At 38.4% G+C, this 13,372-nt stretch carries 13 protein-coding genes; 8 read left to right on the top strand and 5 right to left on the bottom strand.

Annotated features, from left to right (window positions below):
• Positions 1-65 precede the first annotated feature (65 nt).
• The 4 genes from TOL5_RS03800 to TOL5_RS03815 all read right to left on the bottom strand — a co-directional run bounded on the left by TOL5_RS03800 (position 66) and on the right by TOL5_RS03815 (position 3,348).
• Positions 66-809, bottom strand: coding sequence for an amino acid ABC transporter ATP-binding protein (locus TOL5_RS03800; RefSeq protein ID WP_004830099.1), 744 nt, complete (start codon positions 807-809; stop codon positions 66-68).
• Positions 810-822: 13 nt separating this feature from the next.
• Entirely contained in the window at positions 823-1,500 is a 678-nt protein-coding gene (locus tag TOL5_RS03805; RefSeq protein WP_004830097.1) for an amino acid ABC transporter permease, read from the bottom strand.
• Between the two features lie 2 nt (positions 1,501-1,502).
• A complete protein-coding gene (locus TOL5_RS03810) occupies positions 1,503-2,345 on the bottom strand; it encodes an amino acid ABC transporter permease (RefSeq protein ID WP_004830094.1) in 843 nt (280 codons plus the stop codon).
• Positions 2,346-2,436: 91 nt separating this feature from the next.
• The gene (locus TOL5_RS03815) at positions 2,437-3,348 is read right to left on the bottom strand and encodes an amino acid ABC transporter substrate-binding protein (protein WP_004830092.1); all 912 of its coding nucleotides are present in this window, start codon (positions 3,346-3,348) and stop codon (positions 2,437-2,439) included.
• Between the two features lie 525 nt (positions 3,349-3,873).
• Between TOL5_RS03815 and TOL5_RS03820 the strand changes: the two genes are divergently transcribed.
• The 8 genes from TOL5_RS03820 (at position 3,874) to hisC (ending at position 11,741) form a co-directional block, all read left to right on the top strand.
• A complete protein-coding gene (locus TOL5_RS03820) occupies positions 3,874-5,322 on the top strand; it encodes an RNA polymerase factor sigma-54 (RefSeq protein ID WP_009585239.1) in 1,449 nt (482 codons plus the stop codon).
• A gap of 180 nt (positions 5,323-5,502) precedes the next feature.
• A complete protein-coding gene (gene hpf / locus TOL5_RS03825; RefSeq protein ID WP_004830088.1) occupies positions 5,503-5,844 on the top strand; it encodes a ribosome hibernation-promoting factor, HPF/YfiA family in 342 nt (113 codons plus the stop codon).
• Between the two features lie 148 nt (positions 5,845-5,992).
• Positions 5,993-6,244, top strand: a complete 252-nt coding sequence (gene ibaG, locus TOL5_RS03830; RefSeq protein WP_004830087.1) for a BolA family iron metabolism protein IbaG — start codon at positions 5,993-5,995, stop codon at positions 6,242-6,244.
• Between the two features lie 6 nt (positions 6,245-6,250).
• The gene (gene murA, locus TOL5_RS03835) at positions 6,251-7,516 is read left to right on the top strand and encodes a UDP-N-acetylglucosamine 1-carboxyvinyltransferase (protein ID WP_004830086.1); all 1,266 of its coding nucleotides are present in this window, start codon (positions 6,251-6,253) and stop codon (positions 7,514-7,516) included.
• Complete coding sequence (gene hisG / locus TOL5_RS03840; RefSeq protein ID WP_004830084.1) at positions 7,516-8,211, top strand: ATP phosphoribosyltransferase; 696 nt, start codon at positions 7,516-7,518, stop codon at positions 8,209-8,211. The genes murA and hisG overlap by 1 nt, the downstream gene beginning before the upstream one ends.
• 147 nt (positions 8,212-8,358) lie before the next feature.
• On the top strand, positions 8,359-9,021 hold the full coding sequence (locus TOL5_RS03845; RefSeq protein ID WP_009585199.1) for a DUF4272 domain-containing protein: 663 nt from the start codon (positions 8,359-8,361) through the stop codon (positions 9,019-9,021).
• Between the two features lie 128 nt (positions 9,022-9,149).
• Positions 9,150-10,451, top strand: a complete 1,302-nt coding sequence (gene hisD / locus TOL5_RS03850; protein WP_080768153.1) for a histidinol dehydrogenase — start codon at positions 9,150-9,152, stop codon at positions 10,449-10,451.
• A gap of 192 nt (positions 10,452-10,643) precedes the next feature.
• Positions 10,644-11,741 carry a histidinol-phosphate transaminase gene (gene hisC / locus TOL5_RS03855; RefSeq protein WP_009585228.1) on the top strand — a complete coding sequence of 366 codons (1,098 nt, stop codon included), beginning with the start codon at positions 10,644-10,646 and terminating at the stop codon, positions 11,739-11,741.
• Between the two features lie 127 nt (positions 11,742-11,868).
• On the opposite strand, the gene TOL5_RS03860 is transcribed toward hisC, so the two are convergent.
• Complete coding sequence (locus TOL5_RS03860; protein ID WP_121774136.1) at positions 11,869-13,209, bottom strand: anthranilate synthase component I family protein; 1,341 nt, start codon at positions 13,207-13,209, stop codon at positions 11,869-11,871.
• Positions 13,210-13,372 lie beyond the last annotated feature (163 nt).

Here is a 13,372-nt window from a genome sequence, read left to right on the forward strand (position 1 = left end):
TTTATTGTTCTTGTTAAAAAACAAAACCCCAATTTTAATTGGGGTTTTGTTTTAAAGCCGAAATATCAATGTACCATTGAAATCTTGTCTAAGAAGAACTTGGTTCTTTCATGACGCTCATCTGGTTTATTAAAGAAGTCATCGGTTGCACAGTCTTCTAAAATTTTACCTTGATCCATGAAAATCACTCGGCTTGACACTTTACGCGCAAAGCCCATCTCATGAGTTACGCACATCATGGTCATCCCTTCTTTTGCCAGCTGACTCATAACTTCAAGAACTTCGCCAACCATTTCTGGATCAAGTGCAGAAGTCGGTTCGTCAAATAACATACATACTGGATCCATACACAAACCTCGGGCAATCGCAACACGTTGTTGCTGACCACCTGACAGTTGTCCAGGAAACTTGTTCTTATGTGCTGCTAAACCGACACGATCTAAATATTGTAAGGCTTTTTTCTCAGCTTCAGATTTAGAACGTTTCAATACTTTGATTTGCCCAATGACTAAATTGTCTAAAACGGTCATATGCGGAAACAATTCAAAGTGTTGGAATACCATACCAACACGAGAGCGAAACTGTGCCAGATCAGTTTTTGAATCTTTGAGCGCTGTTCCATCAACAATAATATTGCCTTCTTGGAAAGGTTCTAATGCATTGACTGTCTTAATCAGTGTGGATTTTCCAGAACCAGATGGTCCACAAACGACCACAACTTCACCTTTTTCAATGGATGTGGTGCAATCTGTGAGAACCTGAAAATCTCCATACCATTTTGAGATATGTTGTATTTCTATCATTGGCATATTGATTCTCCAATTATCGAATTATTGCTATTTTTTGATGTAAACGCTTCACAAGTCTTGAAAGCGCAAAGGAGATACAGAAGTAAACAACTGCTACAATCAGGTAGAAGGTTGCTTTGGTTTCAGCACCATACGTATTTGCTAAAGTATTTGCATTGCCTAGGAAGTCTGGCGCACTGATCACATACACCAAAGAGACGTCTTGGAAAAGTACGATAGATTGAGTCAATATAACAGGTAACATATTTCTAAATGCTTGTGGCAGTACGACATTGGACATGGTTTGTCCATAAGTGAATCCTAAGGCATAACCTGCATTGACTTGACCTTTTGAGACAGACTGAATACCTGAACGAACAATTTCTGAAAAGAATGCAGCTTCAAAAATTGCAAAGGTGACGACACTGGAAAAGAGTGGTCCATAATAGGTATCAGATTGAAACTCAAAAAATTTAGGCAATAAAAAATAGAAAATGAAAATGACCTGAATCAGTGGAACACCACGGAAAAAGTCAACATATGCTTTAGCAAAATTACTGGCGACTTTATTGTCGGATAAACGCATCATGGCTAAAGGCGTGCCAATCAGAATCCCGCCAATAATAGATAAAATCGTCACAGTAACGGTAAACTTAAACCCTGCAATCAGTGTTTGAATCACATCGTGATTTTGTAAAATACTAAAATCCATGACTATTTACCTCCTGAACCAAGACCAGGAACAGCCATTCTTTTTTCAATCCACGCCATAATAAGCTTAATGGTGTAGGTAATGACCAAATAGACTGGTGTTGAAAGAATAAGAATCACAATATCTTGTGATGTTTCTTCTCGCATCGTTTTGGTATAAGCAAAGAAATTTAAAACACTGAGTGCATACAGCACGGCAGAGTTTTTGAAGATGTTCATTGCTTCGGAAGTGAGTGTTGGCCATACAATTCGATATGCAACAGGAAGAATGACATAACGATAGCTTTGGCTTTGGGTAAGACCAATTGCAAAAGCTGCATTTTTTTGACCTCTGGAAACAGTATTGATCCCTGAGCGGACTTGTTCTGCGATACGTGCTGCTGTGTACAATCCTAATGCAAAAACCCCAACTGCGGCTGGATTGTCATTGAGAATATTTTGCCACCATCCACCGTGTACCATTTCACCACTGCCTGTGCTGAGGCTGAGTGGGAGTAGTTCAGGAAAAACGAATGCCCAGAAAAAGAGTTGGACAATCAGAGGTATATTTCGAAACAGTTCGACATAACATGTGCCAATAAAGGCAAGTGGCTTGTTGGGAATCGTACGCAAGATTCCGATTAACGAACCCAGCAGGAAAGCGATAAAAAATGCAAGTACCGCAGTCCAAACCATGGTCCAGACACCTGAACCTAAGAGTTGTAACCATGTTGGTGCATCAGCAACAGGAGAGTAACTTTCACCACCTATAGCTTTACAGACGGATTCAGCCCATGCAGCCTTATCCAAACTATATTCATTTGAGGGGAGACAATATGCTGTCCAGTTAAGTGAGCCTACTGACATGTGTGCTCCTTTGTATTTTTAATTTTGTAAAAAACTTATAGACCAGACCTTGATTTAAGCCTGATCTATAAACTGTGATTTGAGCACGGAATTAATTAATGCCAGCGTCTGTAGGATTGGCTTTAAGTTTTAAGTAGGATGAACTCATTGGCATATTTAAGTTCACATTCTTTGGTGCAATTGGAGATTGGAACCACTTTTTATATAAAGCGGCCATTTGACCATTTTTCCACATTGTAGTGACCGTCTTATCCGCAATGGCTTTATATGCTGCATCACCTTTAGGAAGCATAATGCCGTAAGGCTCAGAAGAAAGCACTGGACCTACAATTTTAAAGTCTTTCGGATTTGAAGATTTCGCAATGAGACCGGCAAGAATATTGTCATCCATAACAAATGCTGCTGCACGTCCTGATGCCACCATTGCGAATGAATCAGAATGATCTTTACCGTAAACGTTGTTTACGTTGACCTTTTCACCTTTTTCACCCATTTTGATGTATTTATCAGATGTAGTTCCTTGTGTTGTCACTACAGCTTTACCATTTAAATCTGCTATTGATTTAATTGGTGCATTTGCTTTGACTGCCATGCGTACTTCTGTCGCATAGTAGTTGGTAGAGAAGCTTACTTGTTGTTGGCGTTGAATAGAGTTGGTGGTTGTTCCACACTCCATATCAATATTGCCTGCCAGCATTTCTGGAATACGTGTAGATGAAGTAACAGCCTTATATTCTACTTTAAGGTTAGGCATTTTAAGGGTTTTTTTAAGTTCGTTGGCAAAGTTATTGCAGATATCAACCGCATAACCCATTGGTTTACCACCAACAACATAGGAAATTGGATCTGAAGACTCACGATAACCAATGATGACTTTTCCTGATTGCTTGATTTTTGCCAAAGTATCAGCAGCTTGAACTTGTGAAAAAGCGCCACCAGCCATAAGTACGCCAAGCGCAGTGGTGAATACTTTTTTTGATAGTGCTTTTGTAGATTGTGTCATTTTGAGTTCTCCATTACATGATTATTTTGGCATTACAATAGTGCTTGTCCTTAAATTAAGCAGTTATCGTGCCAATGCTTTTCCTTGAAAGAATGATCCATCATATTTCTTTATATCATTATTTTTATACTCACTATTCCAATAAGTAAAGGATAAAAATAATAAATTTAGCAAAACTAGAAATGTGATTGGTATCACAAAGCGAAACCTATTTTATTTAAATATTTTGAAATAAATAGCCCTAAGCTCATTTATTTTTGCTTATAGTTTTTTAAACTATATTTAGATATTTGATGGCTATTTCACCAGTACTAATATGTGACTATTCGATAAGTCATTCATAAAAATAATACATTTTTAAAATTTAACTTTAACTTATAAATAATAAATATTTTTATGTGATTTATTCATTTTTTTTGCTAGTCGTCCCATGGTTACTGTGGTATAAAAAATCAATAGGCATGAATTTTGCTTTATTTACTAAAGCAAAACAAAGTGAAATAAAGCACTGTGGGAAGTATAGATATGAAGTTATCGGTTGGATTAAAAGTTGCAAACTCGTTGTCGCTTACGCCACAACTGCAACAAGCCATTCGATTACTACAATTATCGAGCTTAGAACTTGAACAGGAAATTCAAATTCAACTGGACAGTAATCCTTTGCTTGAAAAAGTTGAAGAAGAAACACATGAAAGTTTGGAAAGTGCACAACAAGAACAACAAGAGTATGAACTTTCAGATGCTTTAAATGCCAATCATTTGCCTGACGAGTTACCTGTTGATACCGATTGGGATGATGTATATACCCATCAATCTACTGCAATTGAGCGTCCAGAGTTTGAAGACCGTGAAGACAATCGCCATTCCAATGCATCATTAAAAGAGCATATGCTGGGACAAGTGAATTTGTTGCATTTTTCCCCAGTCGATAGGTTAATTGCGTATTGCATTGTAGATGCCTTGGATGAAAAAGGTTTTTTGGAGGCGGATATCGATGAAATCGTCAGTTCTGTTCAACATTTGCTACAACAAATGGACTATGACATTGAAGTAGAAGAAGACGAGGTTTTGGTTGTCTTAAAGCATATTCAACGGCTTGAACCGATAGGTATTGGAGCACGAAATCTTGCAGAATGTCTTTTTGTGCAAATCGAAGCTCTCCCTATAACGACTTTGTTTAGGAAAGAAGCCTTGATGTTATTAAAACATTATGAGCTTTTGGTCAGTAATGATCTCAATAAATTGATTAAGCAAACTGGATTAAATGCTGAATCATTGAAATCAGCAATTGAATTGCTCAAAACCATGAAGCCATATCCTGGGGCAGAGTTTGAGCAAAAAGAATCAGATTACCAAATTCCTGATGTAGTGGTTTCCAAAAAGAATAATCACTGGCATGTTCAGCTGAATCCAGATGTTTTGCCTAAGTTGAGAATCAACTCTTTTTATTCAGGCATGATCAAACGTGCAGATCAAAGTGATGAGAATCAGTATTTACGTAATCAAATGCTGGAAGCTAAAAACTTTATCAAAAGTGTCGATGAGCGCCATAAAACGTTATTAAAAGTCGCCAGTTGTATCGTACAGCATCAACGTGAATTTTTAGAAATTGGTGCAGAAGGTATGAAGCCTTTGGTGTTGAGAGATGTTGCTGAAGAAGTTGAATTACACGAATCAACAGTGTCGCGAGTCACCACGAATAAGTTTTTACTCACACCATTGGGTTTGTTTGAGTTGAAATATTTCTTTTCAAGCCATGTGGGAACGACTTCGGGTGGTGAAGCATCATCAACAGCAATTCGTGCCAAAATTAAAAAATTGGTGGCGGATGAAAATCCTCGTAAACCATTGTCTGATAATACGATTGCTAATTTGTTAAAAGAGGATGGGATCGATGTTGCACGACGTACGGTCGCAAAATATCGCGAATCGTTACATATTCCATCGTCATCAGACAGAAAAGTCTTGATCTAGTTTTTAAAGTGTGGCTATTCTAATGATTCATTATGACGAAATAATGAATCGCTTGTTTGTCTTTTGGAGTAACTTAAATGATTGCATGATATTAAGCACAGTTTTTTCCTTGGTGAATTCTGTCATGAAATCGTTTTGGTTATGACTTTCATATTCCTATAAAAGGAGAGGGATAAAGCTATGCAAATTACAATTCGTGGACATCATTTAACCATTACACCTGCAATAGAAGAAAATATTCGAGATAGATTCGCGCAGATGACAAAGCATATTGATCAAGTGAACAGTATGCAGGTGAAATTAAGTAAAGATCATCAATTAGATAAAAGATCAAAAAAAGGCAGTGCAAATCATATCGCAGAAGCGATTGTTCGTTTGCCCGGGATCGAGCTTTTTGCGCAAGCAACTGCGGATGATATGTATAATGCCATTACTAAGCTGACCGATAAATTAAAAAGACAATTAGATAAGCATCGTAAAATGCAGCTGGATTATCAGCCGATGAATATTTTAGCGACTTAAACTTCAATATTTTTAAACATTTTAGAAAGAGGTTGAAAATACCTCTTTTTTTTATCTATATTTTTTGTACCAGCTAATGAATTATTTTAGTGAGTTATAGTAAAATAGCCAGTTTTTACACTGTTAGTCCTAATAAGAGGTCGATGCAATGAATAGTGAACAGCTCACTGAAATCTTAAAAGCAGCTTTTCCTGATGCTGAAGTTGCTGTCAGTGGACAAGCAGGTAAATTTGATCTCCGTATTGTCGATGATCAGTTTGAAGGGAAACGTCCTGTTCCTCGTCAACAAGCTGTTTATGCACCACTTAACAGTTATATTGCTAGTGGTGAAGTACATGCGGTCACTATTCGTGCGATGACTAAAGAAGAATGGCGCAAAGCCAGTATGTTTGGAGCTTAAGCGTCAATGGATAAATTTGTCATTCAAGGCGGTGTAAAACTCGAAGGTGAAGTACGTATTTCGGGTGCAAAAAATGCGGCATTACCTTTGTTGGCTGCAATGATTCTTGCAGACACACCAATTACTTTAAGAAATGTCCCAAATTTAAAAGATGTCCGTACCTTGGTTAAATTGATTGGTGGTCTTGGCGTCACCATGAGTTACGAGGGAGAAACCGTGATTGCGGACACCTCTACTCTGGATAATCAATTTGCACCTTATGAATTGGTAAAAACCATGCGTGCATCAATTTTGGTGCTTGGACCATTATTAGCGCGCTATGGTAGTGCAAAAGTCTCACTTCCGGGTGGTTGTGCGATTGGCTCACGCCCTGTAGACCAGCATTTAAAAGCGTTGGAAGCTTTAGGTGCGCAAATTGAGGTCGAAGCGGGTTATGTACATGCCAAAGTCGATGGACGTTTGAAAGGTGGTGAAGTCATCTTTGATATGGTGACGGTCGGTGGAACTGAAAATATTTTAACCGCAGCTGTTTTGGCTGATGGGGTCACGACGATTCGTAATGCTGCACGCGAACCTGAAATTACAGATTTAGCGCAAATGCTGATTAAAATGGGCGCAAAAATCGAAGGTTTGGATACAGACACCTTGGTGGTTACAGGTGTTGAAAGCCTACACGGTTGTGAGTATTCAGTGGTTGCTGATCGTATTGAAACTGGTTCATATTTGGCTGCTGCGGCAATCACTGGCGGTAAAGTAAAAACCACCCATACTGATCCAAATTTGCTTGAATCTGTTTTAGATAAATTTGAAGAAATGGGTGCGGAAGTCACCCGTGGTGAAGACTGGATTGAGCTTGATATGATGGGCAAACGTCCAAAAGCAGTCAGTTTCCGTACTTTACCTCATCCAGAGTTTCCAACAGACATGCAAGCACAGATCATGGCTGTAAATGCAATTGGTCGTGGCTTCGCAACAATTTCTGAAACGATTTTTGAAAATCGTTTTATGCATGTTCCTGAATTGGCTCGTATGGGTGCAAATATTCAGGTTGAAGGTAATGATGCTATTGTGACAGGTGTAGAAAAACTATCTGCTGCACCTGTAATGGCAACTGACCTGCGTGCTTCATTTTCTTTAGTTTTGGCTGCTTTGGCAGCTGAAGGCGAAACCATTGTTGATCGTATTTATCATATTGACCGTGGTTATGAGAATATCGAAGCAAAATTACAAGGTCTAGGTGCCCAAATTAAGCGAGTGAGCGAGACAAGTTAATGAGCGATATGAGAAACGATGATCCAAATTTTGACGTTATGGGCAATTTTGATCATGGTTTGACTTTGGCATTGAGTAAAGGACGTATTCTCAAAGAGACGCTTCCTTTACTTGAAACTGCGGGAATTAACTTACTGGAAGACCCAGATAAATCGCGTAAGTTAATCTTCCCAACCACACATAAACAAGTTCGTATTTTAATTTTACGCGCTTCTGATGTGCCAACTTATGTTGAAAATGGCGCGGCAGATATTGGTGTCGCAGGTAAAGATGTGCTAATGGAACATGGCGCTCAAAATGTCTATGAACCATTAGATTTAAAAATTGCCAATTGTAAGTTAATGACTGCAGGTAAAGTGGGCATGGTACGTCCTAAAGGACGTTTAAAGATTGCCACAAAATATGTCAATTTAACTCGTCAATACTATGCAAGCCTAGGTGAGCAAGTCGATGTGATTAAACTTTATGGCTCAATGGAGTTGGCGCCTTTGGTAGGTTTAGGGGATTACATTGTAGACGTGGTTGATACAGGAAATACTTTGCGTGCCAATGGTTTAGAACCTTTGGAAGAAATTTGCAAAGTGTCTTCACGTTTGATTGTGAATAAAGCAAGCTTTAAGCGTAAGCAAACTTTATTAAATCCTATACTTGCACAGCTTGAAAAAGCAGTGGAAGAGCGTGAACAGCAAAAGTAATATCCTCAAGTCAATGTATAATCAAAATCACCACTCAAACTAGAGTGGTGTTTTTTTATAATCAAAATCAAATTTTTAACAAATTATGGCATAACCTAAATACGGTTTATGATAAAACATCATAGTCATTCATATATAAAAGCTCAGATGAAAACGCCTCAACAACGTAAAAATCAATCTATACAGATCCTTAAGCAAAATTCAATTCCCTATATTGATCACTTACCTGTGATCGAATCTGTGGAAGAAGCGCAAATGCGTACAGCTGAAGAGATTGCAAAACGAGCGATTGCTTGTTTATGGGTCATTCAGGTGGCTTGTGATCTAAACAATGATCAATACGATGATGAAACGCAGGAATTTGTATTTGATATTTTAAAAAAAATGCAAGTTTTAGCGGAATTGACCAAAAAAGAGCAGGCGATTTTAAAGCGTGATGTATCTGAACAAGACGTTGTTAATATGGTTTGGAAATACGAAGCTTATTGGGTCTTGTTATGGGCTTTAGGTCTCGTGGATGAGCTCACTTATCCTGATCATATTATTGATTGTGATTTTGCGATTCAAGCGGTGACCTCCTGTGAAACATTTGATGCTTTTATGAGCAAAGTGAAATTACGTGAGATTGAGGAAATTTTAGATCAGGCAGATTTAATTTATCGTTATGATTGGGCTTGTGTGGATGCGCGTTTAAAACAGCAGCAAGCACCTGCAAATCTAAACTCATCGGTTGTTGTTGAAAGACACGGTGCATTGAATTGGTTAATTCAGGCAGATAGTGACTGGGATTATCCAGATGTGAGTACTTAAATCAGATTTTGTATGATCAACAGTATTCCTCATCAGACTTTCCTATCAAACTAAGTTAAATTGACTATGTGATCTTTGCCCACAAGATGTTCAAAACAAGGTAAACTAAATCTTTCTTAAACAACCTTGTGGGTAAATTGATGCGACGTTTATCGACTCAAGAGCAGAACTTTAAACAAGTCTTTGCTGACTTGTTAGCTTTTGAAACAGTGAGTGATCCTGAGCTTTTAAAAACAGTAGACCAAATTATTGCAGATGTGCGTCAGCATGGCGATGCACATGTATTAAAACTCACTCAACAGTTCGATCGACATCCAGCGCATCAATTTTCAGATCTAGAACTGTCACAAACCCAATTGAAAGCTGCATTTGAGGGGTTAACGGTTGAAATTCGTGACGCCTTAGAAATGGCAGCACAACGTATTCGTTCATTTCATCAAGCACAAAAACAAGAAGGTTGGACTTATATTGATGGTTTGGGCAATACCTTGGGGCAAAAAGTAACACCTTTAGATCGTGTTGGGATTTATGTTCCAGGTGGTTTGGCATCTTATCCATCTTCTGTGCTGATGAATGCCATACCTGCACATGTTGCTGGCGTACAAGAAATTATCATGGTTGTACCTGCGCCGAATGGTGAATTAAACCCTTTGGTCTTGGCTGCTGCATATCTGGCTGGAGTACATCGTGTATTTACCATTGGAGGTGCTCAAGCAGTTGCGGCATTGGCTTATGGTACAGAAACAATTCCACAGGTAGATAAAATCACTGGACCCGGCAATCGTTTTGTTGCCGCTGCAAAACGTGCGGTTTTTGGTCAAGTGGGAATTGATATGATCGCTGGACCTTCTGAAATTTTAGTGTATGCAGAAGGTGAAAATAATCCAGAGTGGTTGGCGATGGATGTATTGTCACAAGCAGAGCATGATGCTGTTGCACAGGCAATTTTTATCACACCGGATGAGCAGCTTTTAAATGATGTGGAGCTGGCAATTGAAGCACATTTGGCTGCTTTGCCAAAAGCAGAGATTGCGCGAACATCGATTGCGAATCGTGGAGCTTTAGTTTTGGTTAAAAACCGTCAAGAAGCGATTGATTTAATTAATCAAGTTGCGCCAGAACATTTAGAGTTGTGTTTGGATGAGGCACAATTGATGTCAGAAAGCATTCGCCATGCAGGTGCGATCTTTATGGGACGTTATACACCTGAAGCGATTGGTGATTATTGTGCAGGTCCTAACCATGTATTGCCAACATCAGGCACAGCACGTTTTTCATCACCTTTGGGTGTTTATGATTTCCAGAAACGTTCAAGTTTAATCATGTGTTCTGAGCAGGGGGTTAAACCACTGGCTAAAACAGCAGATCTTCTTGCTCAGCAAGAGGATTTGGATGCACATGCACGATCTGCACGATACCGTTACCAGTAATTAAATTGAATACCTCATTGATTATGTAATGCAAATTCCTCTCAAAGCAAAAGAGAGGAAGCTATTTAAAGTAGAATGCAGAGTCTCTGGCATTTATTTTGATAGCTTTGAATTACCTTCTCTCAATGCGCTTTTAGTGAGTTGCACTTAAAGTGGTGTAAGAGGCAGATGAGGCAAATAAGAGATAAGAAAATGTCAAAGATTCGTCCTGAACAAATGCGTTTTTGGAGTCCTGAGGTACGTGAGTTAGATCCGTATGTCCCGGGAGAACAGCCTAAAATTCAAAATTTATTAAAACTGAATACCAATGAAAACCCTTATCCGCCATCGCCGAAAGTGGTTGAAGCGGTTGAAGCTGTTTTGGAAAATTCCGCGGATGCATTACGACTTTATCCAGATCCCGATGCAACTGCATTGAAACAAGCAATTGCTCAACAACAGCATGTCAATATTGCCAATGTTTTTGTCGGCAACGGTTCAGATGAAGTTCTAGCCCATATTTTTAAGGCTTTTTTCGTACAAGATCAGCCTATTTTATATCCAGATATTACCTATAGTTTTTATCCTGTTTATAGTCAGTTTTTTGGGCTTTCTGCTCAAACAAAAATCATTCCTCTAAATGAGCAGTTTGAAATCGTGGTGGATGATTATAAACAGCCTAATGGTGGAATTATTATTACCAATCCAAATGCGCCCACCAGTATTGCATTGGGTTTAGATGCTATTGAAGAAGTTTTACAATCCAATCCAGATGTTGTGGTGGTGATTGATGAGGCTTATGTTGACTTTGGAGCAGAATCTGCGGTACAGCTGGTTGAAAAATATGAGAATTTAGTGGTCTGTCAAACGACTTCAAAATCTCGTTCTTTAGCGGGACTACGCGTTGGATTTGCGATAGCACAGCCACATCTCATTGCAGCATTAGAAGCTGTTAAAAATAGTTTTAACTCCTATCCGATTGATCGTTTTGCCATTGCTGCTGCCGTTGCGTCTTTTGAAGATCAAGAATACTTTGAAGCGCAATGTCAAAAAGTGATTCTCAGTCGCGACAAACTGGTTGCAGACTTAGAAGCGATAGGCTTTAAAGTGCTGCCATCTAAAGCGAATTTTATATTTGCATCTTTACCGTCTAAAGATGCTGGTGAACTTGCACAGGCGTTGCGTGAAAGGGGGATTATTGTCCGTTATTTTAATAAGCCTCGTATTAACCAGTTCTTAAGGATTACGATAGGTACAGATGAGCAAAATCAACGGCTTGTTGATACTTTAAAGCAGGATATCTTGTCTTAACTGTAATTATTGCATGTGGTCGACATGGATGTCGCCTTGCTATTGTGATGCAGATAAAATGGCTGATAGGGAAACAAAAGCCATTTTATTTATATTGCGTGAATTATGCTTATTAATTTCGTTCCGTTTATTGGTCTTCTGGCTGATACCAAGTATTGAGCAGATCAAGCATTGCGGAAACTTTATCAAAACATTCCTGATATTCAGCATCGCAGTCAGACGCAATGGTGATTCCCCCACCTGCCCATACAGAAACGTCATTTTGATGTTTTTGAATGGAGCGAATCAGAATATTCCAAGATCCTGTACCATCAAAATTAAAATATCCCAAAGAACCACAATAAGCACCCCGCGGAGCACACTCTAACTCTTCAATAATTTGCATTGCTCGAATTTTTGGTGCGCCTGTGATTGAGCCACCTGGTAAAGCCGTCAAAAGTACATCTAATGGATTGACTTCAGGTTTTAATATTGCTGTGACTTCACTCACCATGTGGTGGACTTGGTTAAAAGACTCAATATTGAAAAGTTTAGGTGTTTTTACTGAACCTGTTTCGGCATATACACTTAAATCATTACGTAACAAATCAACGATCATGACATTTTCTGCCTGATCTTTTTGAGAATGAATTAACTGATCTTTGGATTGTTGATCTAAATCAGGATCATCATAACGTGGCATCGTGCCTTTGATGGGCTTAGTGATAATTTTACGATCCGCTTTAAAATCAATAAATAATTCAGGTGAACAACTCAGTAACTCAAAATCATCAAGTTTTAAATAACCTGAATAAGGTGCATCAGTCAGTTTCCAAAAACGTTCAGCTGTATCTAAAAGTAAGCCTTGCGCCTTTGCGCTGAACTCTTGTGTCAAATTGATTTGATAGCAATCGCCAGCCTTAATGTATTCTTGAACTTGGGTAAAAGCTCGTGCATAGTCTTGTTTTGTCCACATCGCTTGACAAAGCGTGTTGAGTTTAAATGTGCTTGGTGCTTGATTTGTATGTAGTAGATTCTGTACGAATGTGAAAAATTCTTCTGCACAAGATTCTAAGCTGCAGAAAACTAATTGTTGATTTTCAATATGAATAAAAGTTTGATATTCACCCATATAAAAATTAGGCTGGGCTTTTGTTGCTGAATCAATATGTTGGGCACTGGCATAATTGTAGTCGATAAATCCAATATAACCTCCTTGAAAATTTTCAACGGTATCCGAAGAGGAGAGTGGATTAAAAGAAAAAAAATGATCGAACTTATTTGTATTTTGATCTTTTTGATAATTGCTAAAGTCGGTTCGTGTATAAGTCTCATATTGTTGTGAGGTTGAAATACAATACTTTTCAGGTAAGAAGGCGATGACATCTTGCCCTGAATTTTTTAAATAGACACAACCAAAAAGCGAGTGAAGTCGATGTAATACTGTAGCAATGCTGTTTGATGGAAAATGTAATAACTTCCGAAACATAGGGAGATTGAACTCAAAAAGAAAAATTGATTGATTCGGCTATATTCTACCTGAAAACCAAGGTGAAAAAACTGTTTACCGTTTATCGGTTTTATCAACTTTGTGATAAACAGCGGTTGAACAAAAAAATAACATAATGTAGTGAAACTGCTTACCGTTTATC

Source organism: Acinetobacter sp. Tol 5, from assembly GCF_019702905.1.
GTDB lineage: Bacteria > Pseudomonadota > Gammaproteobacteria > Pseudomonadales > Moraxellaceae > Acinetobacter > Acinetobacter bereziniae.